The following is a 22,301-nucleotide window of genomic DNA, read 5'->3' as shown; positions in this document are numbered from 1 at the left end:
GGTACGGTCGGCCGTTGTCGGCGGGCCGGTGCGCGATCAATGCAGTCATGGATTCTCTCCTTGGGTTCCTTGCCGCTCAGAACCGACTCGCGGCCCGGGCGGTGCTTCGAGCTCGACAGCGGAGGTTTTGAGGTCGTCGATTCAGATCGACCGGGCGAAGCCGGCGGTGAGCCCCATGACCACCGGGACGACGCTGATCAGTACGAACGCGGGGAGGAAGCAGAGCCCCAGCGGCGCCGTGGCGAGCACGCCGGCACGGCGGACGCGGGCGTGCGCCGTGCGGGCGGCGGCGGTCCGACGGGCCTGCGCCAGCCCGACCAGCGGCCCGGCCGCCGGGGTTCCGCTCAGACTCGTCCGGACCAGGCAGCGCGCCAGCGGCGCCAGGGCCGGGTGCTCCTCACCCAATCGTCTCCAGCAGAGCTCCGGCGGTGCCCCCAGAGCCAGTTCGGCCGCGATCGTCACCAACCGTGGCCCCATCGGCGCGGCGACACTCCGGCCGACCGCCGCCACCGCCGCGGCGGGCGAGGCGGCTGACCCGAGGCAGGCCGCGAGCAGCTCCGCGGCGAACGGGAGTTGCCGGGCGAGCTGTTCCTCCTCCCACGCGGACAGCCGCTCCGCCGGGGACCGCGCCCTGGTCAGCCACCGGTGCAGACCCACGGCCAGCAGGACGCCCGCCCCCAGGCCTGACCCGCCGCCGAGCACGGCGGCCATGGCCGTCCCGGCGCAGGCCGCCACCACGGCCCGTTGCGCACACACCATCGCGGCGATGCCCGGTGCGGCGATGCCCGGTGCGGCGGAACCGGCGCTCCGGAAGTGGCCCTCTCCCCCGCCGGCCGGCCGACCGGGCCAGGTCGGCCGACGCCCCCGCGCCGTGGGCCGGCTCGGCCGACTGGGCCGGGAGCGAGCACTGGACCGGCAGCCGCCGGAACGGAGCAGCGCGACCGCCCTCCGGCGGCCGGTCCGCCCCCTCGACCACCGCCGCAGGAACAGCGCTCCCGCCCCCAGCCCTGCCAGGAGGGCGAGCCGCTCGGTACCGGGCGTCACGCCGAAGCCGCCTCGGCACGGAACGAACCGCTCGGCCGACCGGGCCGGGCCCGCGTACGGGAGATGCCGCACCGCCACCCACCGTCCGGCCGGTCGCCGACTGCGCCGCCGCCTCCGGGCTCGGCCACGGCCCCGGACCCGACCGTGGCCCCGGCGGCCGTGCCTCCGTCGCCCAGCGGGCCCTCCAGGGCGCCCCGGGAGGCAGCCCGGACGATCCGGGCCGTCCAGGCCGCGCCGAGCCCCTCCAGCGCCGCTCCGCCCGCCAGGCAGGCGAGCCCGGCCGGAGTGTGCAGCAGGACGGTCAGCGGCCGGGCCCCGAGCGCGGCGCCGAGCAGCAGCCCGGCGACGGGCAGCGCCGCCAGGACGGCGATCGTCGTCCTCGGCGCGGCCAGCTCGGCCGCGATCTCCTCCGCCAGCGCCCGTTCGGCCCGCAGTGCCTCGGCGACCCCGTCCAGCCCGGCGGCCAGCCCCGCGCCGCCGTCGGACGTGACGCGCCAGCAGGCGGCGATCGCGGTCGCCCCGCGGCCACCCGGCAACTCCGCCAGCGACTCGAAGGCACCGGGCACATCTCCGCCGTACCGGCCGGCCGCGAGCCGGGCCACCGGCTCCAGGCCGATCCGGTGCAGGGCCTCGTCGTCCTCGGCGATTCGCGTGGTCACCAGGTGGAGCGCCTGCTCGGGCGTGGCGCCGCTGCGCAACTCCCCGGCCAGTGCCGCGCAGAGGTCCACCACTGCGGCGGCCCGCCGACCGGCCTCCGCCTCCACCGCGCGACGCAGCCGTCGACGCCGCAAGGGAAGGAAGGCCAAGCCCGCGACCAGCACCGGCACGGGCGAAGCCGTCACCTGGGCGACTCCCAGCCCGCCGGGCAGGAGGAGCAACTCCGGCGTCAGCCACTCCGGCCGTCGCGGCCGCGCGGCCGAACCGGATCCGACCGCCTCGGGGCTCGACCAGGGCCACCGCCACCGGGGCATCGGCACGCCATCGCTCCCACCCCCTCCCCCACCCGTCCCACCGACGAACAGGAGCCTGGACCGCCTGACTCCCACCACCTGGCGCTGGAGAGCGCTCCACCCCACCGTGGCCACCACACAAAGCATCGCCACCCAGCACAGCTCGATCTGATTTCTCGTCATCCCGCTCACTCCTTTCGCCGTTCACCCTTGCCGCGCCACAACCCCAGCAGCCCGGCCGCACCCACCGCGCACCCGCAGACCAGCAGGCCGAACGCCACCTCGACCGCCCCCGGGATCACGACGGTCCTCCCGCGAGCGCCGCGCCCACCGCCACCCCGCGGGCCGCGAGCAGCCGCAGAAGCCGGTCCCGGCCGGCTCCGGGCACGGTGGCCCCGCCCGCCGTGAACGCCACCGCCGCAGTGGTGACGGCCAGCCCGTCGCGGTCACCGGACAGCGTGTGGATCTCGGCGACCCGGCGCCTCCCGGAGGCCGGCTCCCGCACCAGGTGCACCACCACGTCCAGCGCGGCCCGGAGTTGGCTGTGCAGCGCCGCCCGGTCCAGCCCCGCGAGCGAGCCGAGCGCCTCCAGCCTGACCGGGACGTCCGCCGCGGCGTTCGCGTGCACAGTGCCGCAGCCACCTTCGTGTCCGGTATTCAAGGCGGCCAGCAGGTCGGAGACTTCGGCTCCGCGCACCTCCCCCACCACCAGTCGGTCGGGCCGCATCCGCAACGCCTGGCGGACCAGATCCCGCAGGGTCAGCTCACCGAGCCCCTCCTGGTTGGGCGGTCGGCTCTGCAGCCGGACCACATGCGGATGGGCCGGTCGCAGCTCGGCGGAGTCCTCGACGACGACGATGCGCTCGCCGGGCCCGGCCAGCCCGAGCAACGCCGCCAGCAGCGTGGTCTTGCCTGTGCCGGTTCCGCCACTGATCAGCAGGGAGAGCCGGGCCCGCAGGATGCCTGCCAGCAGTTCGGCCCCGGCGGCGGGAAGCGCACCACCGGCCACCAACTCGTCGAGCGTGAACGGGCGGGGCCGGCAGACCCGCAGCGAGATGTGGGTGCACCCGGCCGCGATCGGCGGCAGCACCGCGTGCAACCGGGTGCCGTCCGGCAAGCGGGCGTCCACCCAGGGCCGCGCGTCGTCGAGCCTGCGCCCGGCCGCCGTGGCGAGCCGGTGGGCCAGCCGACGGACCGCTTCGGCGTCGGCGAAGCGGACACCGGTGGCCCTGCGCAGACCGCCGCCCCGGTCGACCCAGACCTCGTCCGGCCCGTTGACGAGTACGTCCGTGACATCGGGCGCCGACAGCAGCCGGTCCAGCGGGCCCGCACCCACCAGCTCGGCGCGCAGCGAGCGCACGGTGTCGAGGACTTCGTCGCCGCCGAGCGGCGGCCGGGTCGCCCGGAGCACCGCCGCGACGGACCCGGCGGTCGGCGCGGCGCCCGACTCGGCCAACCTGAGCCGCACCGCGTCGACCAGCGCCGCCGTCCGCTCCTCCCGAGCCGTCCGCCCGTAGGGGGGCGGCTCGGGCTGCCGGCCGGTCTCCGCCGGCCCGGCCGCCGTCACCACGCTGCGCAGCGGCCGGCGCTCCCGCGCACCGAGGCTGCGCCCGGTGGCGTTCGCCCTTCCCGTACCTCCGAGACGAACCATCAGTACACACCTCCGCCCACCGCCGGCACCGGCGGCAGCACCTCGTCCAGGAAGGTCTCGCAGAAACGCGCCAGCGGGCCCTCCGTACGGATCCCCGGCGGTACGCCCTGCTCGGCGTCGGCGGCCAGCCCGGGCTCCGGCTCCAACTCCCCCGCCAGGTGGAGCCGCAGCCCCTGCGCGATCCGGTGGGCCGGGAGCCCGAAGGGCCGCAGCGGGCGCACCACGGCCCGTACGTCGTGGAGCCGCATCCGGACGGATGCGGCGACCCGGTCGGCGGCCGCGACCGCGCGCAGTTCGGCCGGCACCACCAGGAGCGCCAGGTCGGACTGCTCCAGCGCCTGGCCGGCGGCCGGGTCGAGCCGGCGCGGCACGTCGACCACGACCAGCCCGCCCCTGCGCCGGGCGGCGGCCAGCACGCTGCGCATGGCTTCGGGCGGCACGGCGAGCGTGTCGCCGCGGTCCCAGGACAGGCAGGAGAGCGAGGTCAGCCGTTTGAGCACCGGAAGCGCCTTCGCGAGTTCGGCACCGCTGACCCGGCCCCGCGAACCGGCCAGGTCGGGCCAGCGCAGGCCGCCGGCCGTCTCACCGCCGAGCAGGATGTCGAGGCCGCCGCCCAGCGGATCACCGTCGACGAGCATGGTCCGCCGGCCCGTGCGGGCGGCCGTGACCGCGAGCGCGCAGGCCAGGGTGGAGGCACCGGCCCCACCCCGGCCGCCGAGGACGGCGACGGTGAGCGCCGAGGTGCCGATGCCCTCGGTGGCGTCCGCGATCCGGTCGAGCAGCCAGGCCTCGGCATCCGGCAGGAACAGCACGTGCTCGGCGCCGAGTTGGACGGCCCTGACCCAGATGCCCGGGTCGTCCAGGTCCAGCCCGAGCAGCAGTACCCCGGTGCGGCGGGGGAGCCCGGCACAGCGCTCGGCCTGGTCGTCCCCGACGAGTACGAGCGGTGTGCTCTCCCAGAGCCCGCGCGTCGGCGGGGCACCCCGGATCAGCTGCGGCTCGGTACCTGCGGCCGCGCACAGCCGCAGCAGGTGCTCGGCCAGGCCGTCGTCCTCGGTGACGACGAGCGGGCCGGTGGTCGCCGGGCCGTCCGCGGCGGCGTGGTCGGTGAGTGGTGTCGACATGACGGTCTCCCCTGTACGGCGCCCGTACCGCTCGCGCTGAGCGGTACGGGCGCGCATCCGGATGGACGCGGCGGGCGACCGCGCGGCCGGCCCCATGGGGCCCGACCGGCAACCGCTGCCGTGCATCACGGTGGGGGGTGATCCGGATTCCGTCAGCCCCGTTCCGATTCCCTGTGGACAACTCGGGGCTGTGGATAACTTCGTTCACTCGGACAGGGGGCTATTGAGCAATGAATTGACGAAACGGGCTCACCGAGAAGAGTCGGAACATCACGCCGAGGCTGATCGACCCGGCCTCCATCGAGGCCTCCCGAACACGCTCCGGGGTTCTTCGCGCGCTCTTCGAAGCATCCCGAGGGCGTCTTCGTCGGCAGGGTGCCGGCGCACGGCAACCTGAGCAACTGGCTACCGAGAGTGATGAAAGCGGACCGGTGCATCCTCGATCCGACACCCCTTGTAGATCGCCACCGGGCCGGGCGCGGAATCCTCCGCAGCAGCCGTTCAAGCCCTGAAAATGGCCCCGGACGTGCGACGACCCCCGCCGGGGGGGAGAGCGGGGGTCGTCTATCCACAGCCCGACTCGGGGGGGGAGGAGCCGGACCGGGTTAGCACGGTCGCGAACGATCCGTGACTTCCATGGTGTACCCGAGCGGCCAGAAACACAAACCCGCGCGGCCATGAGTACGCCGAATGGCGGGCTGTTTTCCAGCGCCCTCTATCCTCGGTTCCCGTGGACACCACCGAGAACGCCGACGAGTACGCCGACGAGTCCCCGGACTCCACCGCCGAGACTGCCGAGACTGCCGGGATCGCCGAGACCATCGAGACCGCGGAGGCCGCGGAGTCCGCCGGGACGACCCGGACGACCGGGGCCGCGGCGGCCTCGATGGTCGCGGCGGCCGAGCAGGACGGCGCCACCGCGGCCGAGGAGCCCGGCGCTCCCGCGGCGGCCGGCCTGCCGGTCACCCGCACGCGCCCGACAGGCCCCAGGACTGCCGCCTTCTTCGACCTCGACAAGACCATCATCGCCAAGTCGAGTGCCCTGGCCTTCAGCCGGCCCTTCTACCAGGGCGGTCTGATCAACCGTCGGGCCGTCCTGCGCAGTGCTTACGCCCAGTTCGTCTTCCTGGTCGGCGGCGCGGACCACGACCAGATGGAGAAGATGCGCGAGTACCTCTCCGCGCTCACCCGGGGTTGGAACGTCCAGCAGGTCCGCGAGATCGTCGCCGAGACCCTGCACAACCTCATCGACCCGATCATCTACGACGAGGCCGCCTCGCTGATCGAGCAGCACCATGCCGCCGGGCGCGACGTGGTCATCGTCAGCAGCTCCGGCTCCGAGGTGGTCGAGCCGATCGGCGCACTGCTCGGCGCGGACCACGTGATCGCCACCCGGCTGAAGATCGAGGACGGCCGGTACACCGGCGAGATCGACTACTACGCCTATGCCGAGAACAAGGCCGCCGCCATCCGGGAGTTGGCCGAGGTCGAGGGGTACGACCTCGCCCAGTGCTACGCCTACAGCGACTCCTCGACGGACCTGCCGCTGTTGGAGGCCGTGGGCCATCCGTCCGCCGTCAACCCGGACCGGGCACTGCGCAAGGAGGCGGTGGCCCGCGAGTGGCCGGTGCTGGTCTTCGACCGTCCGGTGGAACTGCGGCGCCGGCTCCCGGAATTCTCCGCGCCGAGCGGCTCGGTACTGACGGCGGTGGCGGTCGGCGCCGCGGCACTGACCGCCGGTGTGATCTGGTACGTGGCGCGCCGCCGCCGTCCGGCGGCCTGAGGGCGCGTGGCCGGCGGCCGGCGCACCGGGTGGGCTGACACTCGGCCCGTGCGCCGGGCGCCTGCCGCTCACGCCGTCCCGGCCTGCCGAAAGCAGCTTCCCCCAAAGAGGTACTTACCCGGGCCCTTCGGATAGAACGGGCAAAAGCCGAAGACTTCTCGATTCGGGTTCCCCTTTCCCCCGAAACGCGATACAAAGGAAGCACGGCCCGCGAGACCCGGTACAGGACCGAAGAGGTCAAACCGACAACGCAGTTCAGGCCCCACGGACCGCACGTACAGATAGTCGGGCACCCACATGCAGCCGACCCGCTGTCGGGCCGCCGCACCAGACGAACGGGCAGGATCCCCGTCTGATGGGCACTTCCGGTGCATGCATGGTCACCCGGCACCTGTACCAGCGGCGGCATCCAGGCAGGATCGGGTGCCGCCGCATCCTTGCTCTCACCGCCCGCCGAACCGCCCGCGTCGCCGAAGCCGGCCGACCCCGCCGGGTCCGGCCCAGGACGCGCCCGGCCGGACCGCGCCCCCGGACCGGTCAGACCATGCCGCGCTGCATCGCCTCGCAGACCGCCGTGCTCTCCCGCACGCCCAGCCGCAGCGCCCGGCCGCAGTGGCCGATCCAGGCCGCCAGGCCGTCCGGCGTGCCCGCCAGGTAGCCGGCCAGCGCGCGCCGGTAGGTGTCCGTGCCGAGTTCCGCGAAACCGACCTCGGCCGGGCAAATCGACTTCGGGTCGAGCCCCTCGGCGATCAGGACGATCCGCTGCGCGGCGCGCGCGATCACACCGTTGTACGAGCCGAACGGACGCAGCGCCAACAGCTCCCCGTGCACCACCGAGGCCACCACCAGGGCCGGCGTCCCGACGCCCTGGCCCTCGGCGCGGGCGATCAGCAGGCGGGAGAGCTGGTCCAGCCGGGCGGCGACCTCCTCGGCCCCGGGCGCCGGTGGCGGTTCGACCGCCGGCCCGGCCGGAGCCGCCTCCACCTCGACGCTCTCCACCGGCTTGAGTTCCAGCGGGAATAGGTCTTCCACACCCTCCCCGGCCCGCCTCGGCCGACCCGCCGCAGGGTCGGCGTCCCCGACCGCCAGCAGGTGCAGCCGGGCCAGCACCTGGAGCGGCGAATGCCGCCAGATGCTCAGCAGCTGACCAGCCTCGGCCGCGATCCGCAGCGCGGCGCCGACGGTGCGGGACTCCTCGTCGGCGCTGAAGTCGCTGCGGCGCCGGACCTCCTCCAGCGGCCAGTCCGCCCCGGCCAGCGCCGCCGAGGCGCGGGCCCCGCGCAGCGCGGCTTCGGAGGTGACCTCGGCCGCGCGGCGGCGCATCACCCGGTGGCCGTAGAGCCGGTCGACGGCCTTGCGCACCTCGGCCACCGCGTCGGGCACCCCGGGGAGCTGGGCCAGCGGGGCGAGGGGATCTGTTCCTGTGCTCACCTACCCGAGAGTAATGAACGAGGGCCCCCTCCCGGAACAGCAACCCCGCATCACCCGTTCGAGGCAATCCTCACTTCCCTCCGCCGGTGAACCCGAAACCACGGATAGCATGGCCACTATCGGAGACGATAACGATTTCCAATTCAGGAGATCGTCGGCCTCGGCGCAGCGCGGACGCGACCCGCAAGGGGCGCGCGGAGCGGCCCGGCAGAGGCCCCGAGCAGGCGGCCCCGAGGTCGGGCCCCAGAGCGAGAGCGGGAGTCCCAGTTGAAGATCGCCTTCGTCGGCAAGGGCGGCAGCGGCAAGACCACGCTGTCCTCGCTGTTCATCCGCCACCTGGCCGCCGCGGGGCGCCCGGTCATCGCCGTCGACGCCGACATCAACCAGCACCTCGGCCCCGCCCTCGGCCTGACGGACGCTCAGGCGGCGGAGCTGCCGTCGCTCGGCGCCCACCTGCCGGAGATCAAGGAGTACCTGCGCGGCGACAATCCGCTGATCCGGTCCGCCGAGGAGATGATCAAGACCACGCCGCCCGGCCGCGGTTCGCGCCTGCTGCGGATCGTCGAGGAGAACCCGGTGTACGCGGCCTGCGCCCGTCCGATCGCGCTCGACGAGGGGTCCGTACGACTGCTGGCCACCGGCGCCTTCACGGAGGAGGACCTCGGGGTGGCCTGCTACCACTCCAAGGTGGGCGCGGTCGAGCTGCTGCTCAACCACCTGGTGGACGGCCGGGACGAGTACCTGGTCACCGATATGACGGCGGGCTCGGACTCGTTCGCCTCCGGGCTGTTCACCCGCTTCGACCTGACCTTCCTGGTGGCCGAGCCGACCCGCAAGGGCGTCTCGGTGTACCGCCAGTACAAGGACTACGCCCGGGACTTCGGCGTCCGGCTGCGCGTGGTCGGCAACAAGGTGCAGAGCGCCGAGGACCTGGAGTTCCTGCGCGCCGAGGTCGGCGACGACCTGCTGACCACCTTCGGGCAGTCCGACTGGGTGCGCCGGCTGGAGCGCGGCGCCGAGCCTCCGCTGCGCGCCCTGGAGCCGGGCAACCGCGCCGTGCTGGAGCAGCTGCGCGCCGAGGCCGACGCCGCCCACGAGCGGCGGGACGCCCTCCGCTACACCGAGCAGGCCGTCCTCTTCCACCTCCGCAACGCGGAGAGCTGGGCCAACGCCAAGGTCGGCATCGACCTCGCCACCCAGGTGGACGGCGGCTTCGTGCTCGGCGGCCAGCGGCCCGCCCCGGCCGGCGCCCACGCCTGACGGCCGATCCCGCCCACCCTCGGACGCCGCGCCGGAGCGCGTCCCGGTCGCACGCCCGCCCCGCCGCCGCCCATGGGCCGTGGCTTCCCCCCGTCCCCGGGGAAGCCACGGCCCATTTGCGCGTGTTCGACGCCGCCACGGGCGCCACCAGCAGATTTCCGCCCGTTCGAACACCACCCAATGGGGTGAATCAAGGGCGCTGGACCTACCGCCCGAGATGACGCTGTGCAAAGCTTTCATTACTCTCGGTTTACCGAGTCTTGATGGTCCTCTCTGCGGCCTGGTCCTCCCCGGCTTCTTCGAGGCCCCTTGATGGTCCACGGCCCGGCCGGTGACACCCGCAATCCCCGCCGCGCCCCACGCCATCCCGCCACACCGTCGCGACCCACGACAGCCGATCCGACTCCCCGAGCCCCCACAACCGGACTCACCACCGGACCTGACTGCGTTCGTTCCCCCGGACAGACGGGAAGACAATGACCCTCGACATCTCCAGCGCACCCATCGCCTCCGACACCAAGGACCACGCCCCGCCCGGACCGCCCTCTCGCGGTCACTGGACGCAGGACCTCTCCGCCTCCCTGGTGGTCTTCCTGATCGCGGTGCCGTTCTCCCTCGGCATCGCCCTGGCCACCGGCGCCCCGCTCACCGCCGGGCTCGCCGCGGCCGCCGTCGGCGGCATCGTGGTCGGCTTCTTCGGCGGCACTCCCCTCCAGGTCAGCGGCCCCTCCGCCGCGCTGACCGTGATCACCGCCGGGCTGATCACCCAGTACGGCTGGCAGGCCACCTGCGCCATCACGCTCGCCGCCGGGCTGCTCCAGCTCCTGCTCGGCGTCCGCCGGGTGGCCCGGACGGCGCTCGCCGTCTCGCCCGCCATCGTGCACGGCATGCTGGCCGGCGTCGGCCTCACCATCGCCATCGCCCAGTTGCACGTCGTCCTCGGGGGATCCCCGCAGAGCTCCGCACTGGCCAATCTGCGCGCGCTGCCGAGCCAGTTGGCGGGCCCGCACCCGTCCGCGCTGGTCGTCGGCACGGTCACCGCCGCCGTCCTGCTCGGCTGGCCCAGGCTCGGCCGACTCCCCGGCAGGGCCGGGGCGTTCGGTGCCCGGCTGACCAAGGTGCCGGGCCCGCTGGTCGCCGTCGGCGCCGCCACCGCGCTCGCGATGGCCCTCGGGCTGCAGCTCGCCCGGGTCGAACTGCCCGCCTGGGAGCCGCACGACCTCGTCCCCGACCTGCCGCACGGGCCGATCGCCGCGATCCTGGCCGCCGTGCTGACCGTCACCGCCGTGGCGAGCGTCGAGTCGCTGCTCTCCGCCGTCGCCATCGACCGGATGGCCCACCGCACCGGGGACCTCGACCGCGAGCTGCGGGGCCAGGGCCTCGCCAACATGATCAGCGGCCTGCTCGGCGGGCTGCCGATCGCCGGCGGCGCGGTGCGCAGCACGGCCAACGTCCGGGCCGGCGCACAGACCAGGTGGTCCTCGATCCTGCACGGCGTCTGGGTGCTCGCGGCCGCGCTGGCGCTCACCGGCGGGCTCCGCCGAATCCCGCTCGCCGCGCTGGCCGCGCTCGTGCTGGTGGTCGGCCTGCAGATGGTCAGCTTCGCGCACATCCGCAAGGTGCACCGGCACCGCGAGTTCCCGGTCTACCTCGCCACCGTGCTCGGCGTGGTGCTGCTCGGCGTCCTGCCCGGGGTGGCGCTGGGCGCCGCGACGGCCGTCCTGCTCGCGCTCTACCGCCTGACCCGCGCCCATGTGGACGTCCTGGCCGGCCCCGACGGCTCCTTCACGGTGCAGACGCACGGGCCGCTCACCTTCACCGCCGTGCCCCGGCTGAGCCGCGCGCTGGCCGGTATCCCCGCCGCCGCCGACGTGGCGGTCGTCCACGACGGCTCCTTCCTGGACCACGCCGCGTACGAGACGCTGCACAGCTGGCGGACGGGCCGCCAGGCGGCCGGCGGCCAGGTGTCCATGGTGACGCGGCGCCAGGACGACGAGGTCCTCGATCCCGACGGCACCGTCCGGGCGGGCAGTTCCTCCGGCCCGCACCGCTGCCGCGCCTGGACGCCCTGGGTCGGCCACCACTGCATCGACCAGCAGGAGGATCCGCACGGCCGGCTCCTGGACGGCGTCCGGGTGTTCCAGCTGCACACCGCTCCGCTGGTCCGCCCCGAGCTCGCCCGGCTCGCCCGCGAAGGCCAGACGCCCTCCCAGCTGTTCCTGACCTGCTCCGACTCGCGCCTGGTCACCAGCATGATCACCAACAGTGGGCCCGGCGACCTGTTCACCGTTCGCAACGTGGGCAACCTCGTACCGGCGCCGTTCGAGCCGGGCGCCGCCGACGACTCGGTGGCCGCCGCGGTGCAGTACGCCGTCGAGGTACTGGAGGTGCGCTCCATCACGATCTGCGGGCACTCCGGCTGCGGGGCCATGAAGGCCCTGCTGGACGGCGTCCACGACCGCCCCGGGCCGCCGACCGCGCTCACCCGCTGGCTGCGCAACGGCCGCGGCTCGCTCGACCGGCTGCGCCGCGTGCCCGCCGAGTTCGCCAGCCGCCCGGTGGCCGACGTGGTGGAGCAGCTCTGCATCACCAACGTGGTCCAGCAGCTGGACCAGCTGATGGCGAACCCCGCCGTGGAGCGCCGGGTCGCCGAGGGGAGCCTGCGGCTGGTGGGGATGTACTTCGACTTCGCCACCGCCCAGGCCTACGTGCTCGACCGGGAGAGCGGCCGGTTCAGTCCGGTCGAGGCCCTGGGCGGCACGGCGGGCCCGGCACCCTGCGACACGCCCGGGCGAATGAGTGAAATCGAAGAGGTCTCCGCCCCCGGCGCGGACCTCGCCACGGCAGCCGTCACCGGGGGCGACCCCCGGCTGGCCGCCTGAGAGCCGGGCCCGTGTCCCGCCGGGGCGGGCCGGGGCACGGGCCCAGTTCTCCGTACCGCCACCGAGGCTCTCCTCCTTCGGCCTACTGTTCGACTCTCGGTCAAAGGTCTACACCAATTACCCGGCGCCTCTTGTCAACCGACCACTTCGCCTGGTGAGCTGTGCGCTGGGACACACGGGACAATCCCCACGCACGGGATTGACCCCGATCATGACTCGATGAGGAGTGCGCGTTGAGCAACGAGAGCCTGGCCAACCTGCTCAAGGAGGAGCGGCGCTTCGCCCCGCCGGCAGAGCTCGCCGCAGCCGCCAACGTCACCGCGGCCGCGTACGCGCAGGCCTCCGAGGACCGCCTGGGCTTCTGGGCCGAGCAGGCCCGCCGCCTCACCTGGGCCGTGGAGCCCACCGAGACGCTCGACTGGTCCAACCCGCCGTTCGCCAAGTGGTTCGCGGACGGCAAGCTCAACGTCGCGTACAACTGCGTCGACCGCCACGTCGAGGCGGGCAACGGCGACCGGGTCGCGATCCACTTCGAGGGCGAGCCCGGCGACAGCCGCTCGATCACCTACGCCCAGCTCAAGGACGAGGTCTCGCAGGCCGCCAACGCGCTGCTGGAGCTCGGCGTCGCCAAGGGCGACCGGGTGGCGATCTATCTGCCGATGATCGCCGAGGCGGTCGTCGCGATCCTGGCCTGCGCCCGGATCGGCGCCACCCACTCCGTGGTCTTCGGCGGCTTCTCGGCCGACGCCGTCGCCTCCCGGATCCAGGACGCCCAGGCCAAGCTGGTCATCACCGCCGACGGCGGCTACCGCCGCGGCAAGCCGTCCGCGCTCAAGCCCGCCATCGACGAGGCGCTGACCAAGGCCGACGGCGTCGAGCACGTCCTGGTGATCCGCCGCACCGGCCAGGAGGTCTCCTGGACCGAGGGCCGCGACGTCTGGTGGCACGAGATCACCGGGCGTCAGTCCACCGAGCACACCCCCGAGGCGCACGACGCCGAGCACCCGCTCTTCATCCTCTACACCTCGGGCACCACCGGGAAGCCCAAGGGCATCCTGCACACCTCGGGCGGCTACCTCACCCAGGCCAGCTACACCCACCACGCCGTCTTCGACCTCAAGCCGGAGACCGACGTCTACTGGTGCACCGCCGACATCGGCTGGGTCACCGGACACTCCTACATCGTCTACGGCCCGCTCTCCAACGGCGCCACCCAGGTCATCTACGAGGGCACCCCGGACACCCCCCACCAGGGCCGGTTCTGGGAGATCGTCCAGAAGTACGGCGTGACCATCCTCTACACCGCGCCCACCGCGATCCGGACCTTCATGAAGTGGGGCGACGACATCCCCGCGAAGTTCGACCTCTCCTCGCTGCGGGTGCTGGGCAGCGTCGGCGAGCCGATCAACCCCGAGGCCTGGGTCTGGTACCGCGAGCACATCGGCGGCGGCAAGGCTCCCATCGTGGACACCTGGTGGCAGACCGAGACCGGCGCCATGATGATCAGCCCGCTGCCGGGCGTCACCGAGACCAAGCCGGGCTCCGCCCAGCGCGCCCTGCCGGGCATCGCCGCCACCGTCGTCGACGACGAGGCCAACGAGGTCCCCAACGGATCCGGCGGCTACCTGGTGCTCACCGAGCCGTGGCCGTCCATGCTGCGCACCATCTGGGGCGACGACCAGCGCTACATCGACACCTACTGGTCGCGCTTCCAGGGCCGGTACTTCGCCGGTGACGGCGCCAAGAAGGACGAGGACGGCGACATCTGGCTGCTCGGCCGGGTCGACGACGTCATGCTCGTCTCCGGCCACAACATCTCGACCACCGAGGTCGAGTCGGCCCTGGTCGGCCACCCGGCCGTCGCCGAGTCCGCCGTGGTCGGCGCCGCCGACGCCACCACCGGCCAGGCCATCGTCGCCTTCGTCATCCTGCGCGGCACCGCCACCGACAGCGCCGAACTGGTCGAGGAACTGCGCGCGCACGTCGGCCGCACGCTCGGCCCGATCGCCAAGCCGAAGCAGATCAAGGTCGTCGGCGAGCTGCCGAAGACCCGCTCCGGCAAGATCATGCGCCGCCTGCTGCGCGACATCGCCGAGGGCCGCGAGGTCGGCGACACCACCACGCTGGCCGACAGCTCGGTGATGAGCCTGATCCAGTCCCAGCTGCCGCCCGCAGGCAGCGAGGGCTGACACCCCGTCGAACGATGCGGTGCCCCGGGCGATCGTGACCACCCGGGGCACCGCTGTCCGCTACCGGCGGCGCGGAGCCTCCCGCACCTCCCGGCGCTTCGCGCGGATCCGCTTCGGCGGGATCACTCCCCCTGCGACCGGCGCTCGGTGACCAGCGTGCGCAGGGTGTCGTACGCGCTCTGGGCGAAGCTCCGGCTGCGCAGCGGCAGCGTGCCGGCCATCACCGCCAGTCCCACCTGCGCACGCGGGCTGAATCCAACGAAGGTGGTGAACCCCCGGGTGACTCCGGCGTGATAGGCCACCTCGTCGTCGAACTCCCGGCCGGTGCCACCCGAGGCAACAGCCACCATGGCGTCGATACCGTCGCCGACACCACCGACACCACCGACACCACCGACGCCGCCACCCGTGACGCCGCGCAGACCGTCATGCAGGTCGTCGCCCGAACCACCACGTGGGTCGTCGCCCAGCGGGGCGGGCTGCCGGCCGGTTCGGCCGCCGGGCGGCCCGCTTCCGGAGCCGTCGGGACCGAGCGGTGGTTCCAGCCCAGGCAGATCCGTGCCCCTCCCCGCCGCCGATCCACTCGCGGGCGCCGGACCTCGCCCAGCGCCGTCCGCAGCACCGAAGCGTCGGCCCGGCCGGGCAGCGGGACGGCGTCCAGCGCCAGATGCGCCTGCAGATAGCGGAGCATGTCGTCCGCCGTGGAGCGCAGCGCCGAGGCGCCGGGCAGCGCGGGCAGCCGGAAGGAGGGGACGCGCCGGCCGCGCCGGTATCCGGCGGCGTCCTCGCGGCCCGGGCCGCAGGAGGTGTCCACCAGGCCGAGCGGCCCGCAGACCCTGGCCTCCGGCAGGTCCTCGTAGCGCTGCCCGGCCGCGTTGGCCAGCAGCAGTCCGAGCAGCCCGAAGCCGAGGTTCGAGTAGCGCACCTGCGCGCCCGGAGTACCGCGGACCGGGGTGCGGGGCAGCGCCCCGAGCAGGTGGGCCGGGCCGAACGTGGCGTAGGGGCTGGTGAACCACCGGGGGGCCATCGCCGGCAGCAGTCCGACCGGCAGCCGGGGCGGTCCCGAGGTGTGGGTGGCCGGGTGGAGCAGGGTGATCGGCCGCTCGCGCGGGTACCCGGGCGCGGCGCCGGCGGGGAGGTAACGGTCGATCGGGTCGTCGTAGCCGACCTCGCCGCGGGCGGCCATCTCGGCGAGCAGCAGTCCGGGGAAGGTCTTGGTGACGGAGCCGAGCGCGAACCGGGTGTCGGCACGGACGGGGCGCTCGCTGGAGCGGTCGGAGTGGCCGGAGTGGCCGCGGCAGGCGACGGTCCGTTCATCGCCGCGGATCACCACGACGGCGGAGCCGCTGCCCGGAGCGGTGGCACGGAACAACGGGCGGAGCAGACGACCGAGTTCGGGGCCGAGCTCGGTGGCGGTGGCGGTGGCGGTGGCCGGAGCAGCGGCGGCGACAACGGGGTCGGCGGCGCCGGGGGCGTACGTGGAGCCGTTCACCGGTCAGCGCTCCTGCGGAGCGGTCGATCGGACGGCAGGGGCCAGTAAGAGGGGCGGTCTGGGCATCGTCAGGTCTCCAGGGGAGGGCAACGGGGAATCGTGCCACCCGATCAGGTGCACTGCGATCGACGACAGGGAGGCGTTCACCCGTCTGCACGCGGCCGACTCCATTCGGGTGCCGCGGCCGAGTGCAGCACGGGACACCAAGGCCTACGTCCTGAATTATGACAATGCGGATATCCCACTCCGGTTCCGGCTAGACTGTCAAAGACGCAACAAGATCTCCTCCGGGAATCGGTCGCGTCACAGGGCGCGCCGGGAAGTCTGGTCGGCACTGCACCACAGGTGCATCCGTACACCGTTCCCCCGCCCGAGGAGGTCCCCGCGTGACCGACCAGCAGCCCGTCAACGAGCCGACCCGGCGACGCCAGTTCCTCGGCAGACTTCCCCTCCCCGAGCGGACCTACATCGCCGACGCCCTGCGCACCGAGACCGTCGGTGGCGTGCTGCTGCTGATCGCTGCCGTCGTCGCACTGATCTGGGCCAACGTCGGGCCGGCCGCGTACGAGAGCGTCCTCGACTACACGATCGGGCCGTCCACGCCGCTCCACCTGGACCTCAGCCTGGGTTCCTGGGCCAAGGACGGTCTGCTGACCATCTTCTTCTTCGTCGCCGGCATCGAGCTCAAGCGCGAGTTCGTGGCTGGCGAGCTGCGCAGTCCCAGTGCCGCGATGCTGCCGGTCATAGCCGCGGTCTGCGGCGTCGCCCTGCCCGCGATCATCTTCGCCCTCGCCAACTCCGGCAGTGGCGGCCACCCGGGCGGCTGGGCGATCCCGACCGCGACCGACATCGCCTTCGCACTCGGCGTGCTGGCCGTGGTCGGCACCCATCTGCCCTCCGCGCTGCGGGCCTTCCTGCTCACCCTCGCCGTGGTGGACGACCTGATCGCGATCCTGATCATCGCCGTCTTCTACAGCTCCGGCATCAAGTTCTGGGCGCTGGGGCTGGCCTTCGCCGGCCTGGTCCTGTTCTGGTTCCTGCACCGGCGCGGTGTGCACGGCTGGTACCTGTTCGTCCCGCTCGCCTTCGTGATCTGGGCGCTGATGCACGAGAGCGGCGTGCACGCCACGGTGGCGGGCGTCGCGATGGGCCTGATCCTGCGCTGCCACCGGGTGGGCGACGAGAAGTACTCCCCCGGCGAGCACATCGAGCACCTCGTCCGACCGCTCTCGGCCGGGTTCGCCGTCCCCGTGTTCGCGCTGTTCGCGGCAGGGGTGGCGATTTCCGGGTCGGCCCTCGCCGACGTGTTCACGCAGGCCACCCCGCTCGGGATCGTCCTCGGTCTGCTGGTCGGCAAGACCGTCGGCATCTTCGGCGGCACCTGGCTGGCCGCCCGCTTCACCCGGGCCGAGCTGAATCCGCAGCTCAAGTGGGCCGACATGTTCGCGGTCTCGGTGCTCGCGGGGATCGGCTTCACCGTGTCCCTGCTGATCAGCGAGTTGGCCTTCCCCGACGACGCCGACCTCGCCGACCTCTCCAAGGCTGCCGTGCTGGTGGGCTCGCTGCTCTGCGCGCTGGTCGCCACCGTGCTGCTGAAGCTGCGCAACCGGCACTACCGGGAACTCTGTGAGGAGGAGGACCGCGACGTGGACGGCGACGGCATCCCCGACGTCTACCAGCAGGACGATCCGGCCTGGCAGGCCCGGGTGGCGGAGGCGGCCCGCCGGTCGGCCGAGAGCGGCCCCGGCGGCACCGGACCGGGGCCCGGCTCCGGGGCCGCCCGCTGACGGTCCGCCGACGGGTGCGAGGCGGCGGGGGCCGAAGGCGGTGGCCCCCGCATCACTGCGGCGGCCCGCCCCGCCCGACGGAACGCGCCCGCCACGGCCGGGCGCGCTCTCCCCGAACGGGACACGTACCCCGGGCGGGGCCCCGGAGTGGTGTGCGACTGACCGGTAGGGGCATGATTCTGAGCTGTCGACAGTCCACAGACGCCGCCGGCCGCCCCGATCCCCGGAGCGGTCCCCGATGACGGCCCCCGGAACGACCGGGAGCCGCACCGCCCGGCGGCGTCGTGCCGCACAGCCGCAGAGGAGAACCGCTGATGCCCGCAGGAGCCGCAGACCCGTCCAGCAACGGCCGGGCGCCCTACGAGGGCGAGCGTTCGGTGGGGCAGCTGTTCGCGGCGGCCACCACCGACCTGTCCGCCCTGGTCCACGACGAGATCGCGCTCGCGAAAGCGGAGCTCCGCGCGGACGTCAAGCGCGGCGTCTCCGGGGGTGTGTCGCTGACGGTCGCCGGCGTGGTGGCGCTGGCCGCGGTGCCGATGCTGAGCGCGGCGGCGGCGTACGGGATCCACGCCCTGGGCCTGTCGCTCGGCTGGTCGTTCCTGATCGTGGCCGGCGCGTACCTGCTGCTGGCGCTGCTGCTCGGGCTGCTGGCGCTGCGTTCGTTCAAGCGGATCGAGAAGCCGCACCGCACCATCGAGGGCGCCCAGAAGACCGCGGACGTGCTCAAGAACGCCCGCCCCCGGCCGGCCACCCAGGAGGAGATCGACCGGGCCCTCGGCCGCATCCCGTAGGCACCGACCGAAACGCCCCGCGCCCCCGGCCACCTCGCGCTCATCCACCCCGCGCCCGGTGGCCGGGGCGCGTCCGGGGCGGTCCACTCCGGTCCCGTCCGGTGCGGTCGGGACGCCCCGGGAGCGAGTGCCGACCACGTACCCGGCGCGCCGATGTGACACGCTCTCGGTATGCCGCTCGACCAGAAGCCCGTGCCCGCGCAGCCGTCCGCCAGCTCCGGCCCCGACCGCACGCCCGGTCAGGACGGCGTCGACCACGGTCAGGACGCCGCCGAGGAGGCGGTCGACGCGCCAGGGGCGGGCGAGGACGGCCCCACCGGGCCCGTGCCCGCGGCGCCCTGGGACGTCCGGCAGGCGGGTCCGTGGAAGCACCGCGACCTGGCGGCCAACGGCGCCCGGTTCCACATCGCCGAGCTGGGCGAGGGCCCGCTGGTCCTGCTGGTGCACGGCTGGCCCGAGTACTGGTGGGCCTGGCGCCACCAGCTGACCGCGCTCGCCGAGGCCGGCTACCGGGCCGTCGCGCTGGACCTGCGGGGCATCGGCGGCAGCGACCGCACCCCCCGCGGCTACGACCCGGGCAACCTCGCGCTGGACATCACCGGCGTGATCCGCTCGCTCGGCGAGCGCCGGGCGCACCTGGTGGGCCACGCCTCCGGCGGCACGCTCTCCTGGGTGGCGGCGGTGATGCGGCCGTCGGTGATCCAGAGCCTCACCGTGGTCTCGGCCGCGCACCCCCGGGACCTCCGCCGGGCGCTGCTGACGGACCGCCGCCAGATGGCCGCCTTCGAGCACGTGCTGGGCTTCCAGCGGCCGTGGATACCGGAACGCCGCCTGGTCGCCGACGACGCCGCGCTGGTGGGCCGCTACCTGGACGCCTGGACGGGACCGAACCAGCTGGACCGGACGGCGGTGGCCGCGTACCGGCAGGCGATCCAGATCCCCAGCACCGCGCACTGCTCGATCGAGCCGTACCGCTGGCTGCTGCGGTCGATGGCCCGCCCGGACGGCATCCAGTTCGCCCGCCGGATGAAGAAGCCGATCACCGCGCCCACCCTGCACGTCCAGGGCGCCGCCGACCCGGTGCTGCTGTCGCACACCGCGCTGGGCGGCGGCGAGTACGTGGCCGCTCCGTACCGGTGGCGGCTGCTGCCCGGGATCGGGCACTTCCCGCACGAGGAGGCGCCGGAGCAGTTCACCGCCGAGCTGCTGGACTGGATCGGCCGCCACAAGGACTGAGAGCCTCCGCATCCGGACGCGGAAGCGGAGCCCAACTCCCTTCATATTGAGCTCATATGACAAACGCATAGGCCATGTTGACGACACCCCGGGCGGTTATCCCGGCCGACCCAGGGGCATCCATTGCGGTATGACCTGGATGCCCGATCACGGCAGCGCTCCGCGCAGCCGACGCCACAACAGCTCGCAGAGGTCCGGCCACCGCCCCGACTGGGCGGACGACCTGGGTCACGACGGCACCGACCGCCGCCGGAGCACGGCGCAGCGGCAGCTCGGCATCCCGCGTATCCTCGGCCGCCGCGCCCGCTGGGTGGGCGCGCGGCTACGGCGCGAGAGCTGAGCCTCCGCGCCGGGGCGGCGCGAAGGAGAACCGGGGCCGGACGCGGCCCGGCCCGACCCGACAGTCCGAGCGACCGGCGACCCCGCGGCCGGTCCGGTTCAGCGACCGGACCGGCGCGGCGGTCGGCCCACCCGGGTCAGTTCACCCACGTCGGTGACACCGCGGTGAACCAGAGCAGCACGAAGGTCGCCACCGACATGATCGGCACCAGCACCTTCGTCTCGACGCTGTTGCCGCTGCGCTTGATCAGCACCACCTCGTAGCGCTCCTTGTGCGGCCAGAGCAGCGGCGCGCCCTTCTTCGTCAGGCAGTCGCCCAGCAGGTGCGCCAGCGCGCCCAGCGCCACCGCGTACGGCAGCCAGCCGGGGGCGTTCGGCATCCAGCTGTTCATCCCGGCGGTGCCCAGCGCGGCGAGGCCGATGATGGTGATCCACGCCGTCGGGCCGTCGCCCGGCGGGTGCAGCCGCAGGGCGCGGATCGCGAGTGCCAGGAGGAAGAACGTCATGCCCAGGGTGAAGTTCCGGCCCAGGTAGGTGACGCCAGCCCAGGTGCCGCCCCCCATCAGCGCGACGAACAGCAGCGAGTGGGTGGCGTGCCGGTGTCCGCCGGAGATCCAGGCCACGAGGCGGCAGAGCAGCCGGGAGACCGGGCCGAGGAAGTTGGCGATCGTCCCGTCGTGGTGGTCGAGGTCCGGGAGCAGGGCGGCGCCGGCGCAGAGCACCGTGCCCATCAGGATGTCCGCCGGCTGCAGGGCGGTGTCGAGCAGCAGCGGCGGCAGGAACGGCGCCGAGGCCGCGTACAGCATCGCCCCGCTGACCGCGTGCGAGTGACCCATCATCGGACGCCGCCGACCTCCGCTCGGCCCACCCCGGGACGGCACCCGGTTGAGCCGAACGGGTGAGCGCGGCCGACGCTACCAGCCGGGGCCGACGACGCGGCGGACATCGGACACACCGGTGGCCCACAGCCAGGTCGGACCGGCCGGATCGGATCGGCCAGGTCGGAGCGGGCAGGTCCGCGCGGCCAGGTCGGACCGGCCGGATCGGATCGGCCAGGTCGGAGCGGCCGGATCGCAGCGGGCAGGTCCTGACCGGCCGACACGAGGGCGACGGCCGGCCGCGTCAGAGCGCGCAGCCCTGGGTGTCCACCCGGGTCGCCGCGGTGCTGCCCTTCTCGGCGTCCTCGCGCACCTCGGCCGCGGTCAGCACGTACCCGGTGTCCGCGCTGTCCAGCGACTTGGCGAAGACCACGCCGAAGACCTGGCCGTCCGGGGTGAGCAGCGGGCCGCCGCTGTTGCCCTGGCGGACCAGCGAGCGCACCGAGTAGACGTCGCGGACGACCTGGCCGCGGTGGTAGATGTCCGGGCCGTTGGCCTGGATCCGGCCGCGGATACGGGCCGGCTGGACGTTGAAGGCGCCGTTCTCGGGGAAGCCGGCCACGATCGCGTTGTCGTTGGTCTTCGCCTCGCCCGCGAAGGAGAGCGCGGGAGCGTTCAGCTTCGGCACGTCCAGGATCGCGATGTCGCGCTGCCAGTCGTAGCGGACGACGGTGGCGTCGTAGAGCTGGCCGACGCCGCCGATCTGCACGGTGGGCTCGTCGACCCCGCCGACCACGTGGGCGTTGGTCATCACCCGGTGCGGCGCGAACACGAAGCCGCTGCCCTCCAGGGTCTTGCTGCAGGCGGTGGCGGTGCCGACCACCTTGACCAGGCTCTGCTTGGCCTTGGCCACGGCCGGGCTGGCGGCCAGCGCCGGATCGGGGGTGTCGACCTGGGTGATCGGCTCGTGCTCGAAGGGGTTGAAGACCTGCGGGAAGCCGTTGCGGGCGAGCACCTTGGAGAAGTCGGAGAACCAGTTCGGCGCGTCCGAGGGCAGCGTGTCCTGGACGCCGCCGAGGATCGCCGAGGTGCGGACCTGCTTGGAGACCGTGGGCAGGGAGGTGCCGGCGAGCGCCGAGCCGATCAGCCAGGCCACCAGCAGCATCGAGATCACGTTGACCACCGCGCCGCCGGCGGCGTCCAGCGCCTTCGCCGGCCGGCGGTCGATGTGGCCGCGCAGCTTCCAGCCGAAGTGGGTGGTGACCGCCTGGCCGACCGCCGCGAGCACGATGACCACCACGACGGCCACCACCGAGGCGGTGGTGCCGGGGCTGAGGTGGTCGAGCAGCAGCGGGAGCAGCTGGACGGCGATCAGGCCGCCGCCGAGGAAGCCGAGGACCGACATCACGCCGACCACGAAGCCCTGCCGGTAGCCCGACACGGCGAATCCCACGGCGGCGGCGATCAGCAGCAGATCCAGGACGTTCACTCCGACACCCTCCCACGGCGGGCGCCGGGGCCACA

The 22,301-nt window shown here is 73.7% G+C and carries 16 protein-coding genes; 8 read left to right on the top strand and 8 right to left on the bottom strand.

What is annotated here, in order from left to right:
* Positions 1-141 precede the first annotated feature (141 nt).
* The 4 genes from ABZ495_RS02350 to ssd form a co-directional block, all read right to left on the bottom strand.
* Positions 142-759 (bottom strand): type II secretion system F family protein, encoded by a 618-nt coding sequence (locus tag ABZ495_RS02350; protein WP_359834025.1) that lies wholly within the window; start codon positions 757-759, stop codon positions 142-144.
* A gap of 281 nt (positions 760-1,040) precedes the next feature.
* On the bottom strand, positions 1,041-1,886 hold the full coding sequence (locus ABZ495_RS02345) for a type II secretion system F family protein (protein ID WP_359834024.1): 846 nt from the start codon (positions 1,884-1,886) through the stop codon (positions 1,041-1,043).
* 406 nt (positions 1,887-2,292) lie between these two features.
* A complete protein-coding gene (locus ABZ495_RS02340; RefSeq protein ID WP_359834022.1) occupies positions 2,293-3,645 on the bottom strand; it encodes a TadA family conjugal transfer-associated ATPase in 1,353 nt (450 codons plus the stop codon).
* Positions 3,645-4,769 carry a septum site-determining protein Ssd gene (ssd, locus tag ABZ495_RS02335; RefSeq protein WP_329488506.1) on the bottom strand — a complete coding sequence of 375 codons (1,125 nt, stop codon included), beginning with the start codon at positions 4,767-4,769 and terminating at the stop codon, positions 3,645-3,647. Before ssd ends, ABZ495_RS02340 begins: the two co-directional genes overlap by 1 nt.
* A gap of 955 nt (positions 4,770-5,724) precedes the next feature.
* Here ssd and ABZ495_RS02330 point away from each other — a divergent pair.
* A complete protein-coding gene (locus tag ABZ495_RS02330; RefSeq protein WP_359804183.1) occupies positions 5,725-6,552 on the top strand; it encodes an HAD-IB family hydrolase in 828 nt (275 codons plus the stop codon).
* 537 nt (positions 6,553-7,089) lie between these two features.
* On the opposite strand, the gene ABZ495_RS02325 is transcribed toward ABZ495_RS02330, so the two are convergent.
* On the bottom strand, positions 7,090-7,983 hold the full coding sequence (locus tag ABZ495_RS02325; protein ID WP_359834021.1) for an oxidoreductase: 894 nt from the start codon (positions 7,981-7,983) through the stop codon (positions 7,090-7,092).
* A 267-nt stretch (positions 7,984-8,250) separates the two neighbouring features.
* On the opposite strand from ABZ495_RS02325, the gene ABZ495_RS02320 reads away from it, so the two are divergent.
* The 3 genes from ABZ495_RS02320 (at position 8,251) to acs (ending at position 14,314) form a co-directional block, all read left to right on the top strand.
* On the top strand, positions 8,251-9,243 hold the full coding sequence (locus ABZ495_RS02320) for an ATP-binding protein (protein WP_359834019.1): 993 nt from the start codon (positions 8,251-8,253) through the stop codon (positions 9,241-9,243).
* A 476-nt stretch (positions 9,244-9,719) separates the two neighbouring features.
* Positions 9,720-12,125, top strand: a complete 2,406-nt coding sequence (locus ABZ495_RS02315) for a SulP family inorganic anion transporter (protein ID WP_359804133.1) — start codon at positions 9,720-9,722, stop codon at positions 12,123-12,125.
* A gap of 233 nt (positions 12,126-12,358) precedes the next feature.
* On the top strand, positions 12,359-14,314 hold the full coding sequence (gene acs / locus ABZ495_RS02310) for an acetate--CoA ligase (RefSeq protein WP_359834018.1): 1,956 nt from the start codon (positions 12,359-12,361) through the stop codon (positions 14,312-14,314).
* Positions 14,315-14,534: 220 nt separating this feature from the next.
* On the opposite strand, the gene ABZ495_RS02305 is transcribed toward acs, so the two are convergent.
* Positions 14,535-15,806 (bottom strand): serine hydrolase domain-containing protein, encoded by a 1,272-nt coding sequence (locus tag ABZ495_RS02305; protein ID WP_359834016.1) that lies wholly within the window; start codon positions 15,804-15,806, stop codon positions 14,535-14,537.
* A 386-nt stretch (positions 15,807-16,192) separates the two neighbouring features.
* Between ABZ495_RS02305 and nhaA the strand changes: the two genes are divergently transcribed.
* The 4 genes from nhaA to ABZ495_RS02285 all read left to right on the top strand — a co-directional run bounded on the left by nhaA (position 16,193) and on the right by ABZ495_RS02285 (position 19,960).
* A complete protein-coding gene (nhaA, locus tag ABZ495_RS02300) occupies positions 16,193-17,593 on the top strand; it encodes a Na+/H+ antiporter NhaA (RefSeq protein WP_359834015.1) in 1,401 nt (466 codons plus the stop codon).
* Between the two features lie 314 nt (positions 17,594-17,907).
* Positions 17,908-18,384 (top strand): phage holin family protein, encoded by a 477-nt coding sequence (locus tag ABZ495_RS02295; protein ID WP_329488513.1) that lies wholly within the window; start codon positions 17,908-17,910, stop codon positions 18,382-18,384.
* Positions 18,385-18,555: 171 nt separating this feature from the next.
* On the top strand, positions 18,556-19,620 hold the full coding sequence (locus tag ABZ495_RS02290; protein ID WP_359834013.1) for an alpha/beta hydrolase: 1,065 nt from the start codon (positions 18,556-18,558) through the stop codon (positions 19,618-19,620).
* A 130-nt stretch (positions 19,621-19,750) separates the two neighbouring features.
* Positions 19,751-19,960, top strand: a complete 210-nt coding sequence (locus ABZ495_RS02285; protein WP_329488515.1) for a hypothetical protein — start codon at positions 19,751-19,753, stop codon at positions 19,958-19,960.
* 136 nt (positions 19,961-20,096) lie between these two features.
* On the opposite strand, the gene ABZ495_RS02280 is transcribed toward ABZ495_RS02285, so the two are convergent.
* Together ABZ495_RS02280 and ABZ495_RS02275 are read right to left on the bottom strand one after the other, a co-directional pair.
* Positions 20,097-20,798 (bottom strand): metal-dependent hydrolase, encoded by a 702-nt coding sequence (locus ABZ495_RS02280; protein ID WP_359804128.1) that lies wholly within the window; start codon positions 20,796-20,798, stop codon positions 20,097-20,099.
* A gap of 283 nt (positions 20,799-21,081) precedes the next feature.
* On the bottom strand, positions 21,082-22,266 hold the full coding sequence (locus ABZ495_RS02275; RefSeq protein WP_329488518.1) for a MarP family serine protease: 1,185 nt from the start codon (positions 22,264-22,266) through the stop codon (positions 21,082-21,084).
* Positions 22,267-22,301 lie beyond the last annotated feature (35 nt).

Source organism: Kitasatospora sp. NPDC005748, from assembly GCF_040630735.1.
Classification (GTDB): Bacteria; Actinomycetota; Actinomycetes; order Streptomycetales; family Streptomycetaceae; genus Kitasatospora.
The sequence above is the reverse complement of the archived record's forward strand: the minus strand, read 5'-3'. Positions and strand labels throughout refer to the sequence as shown.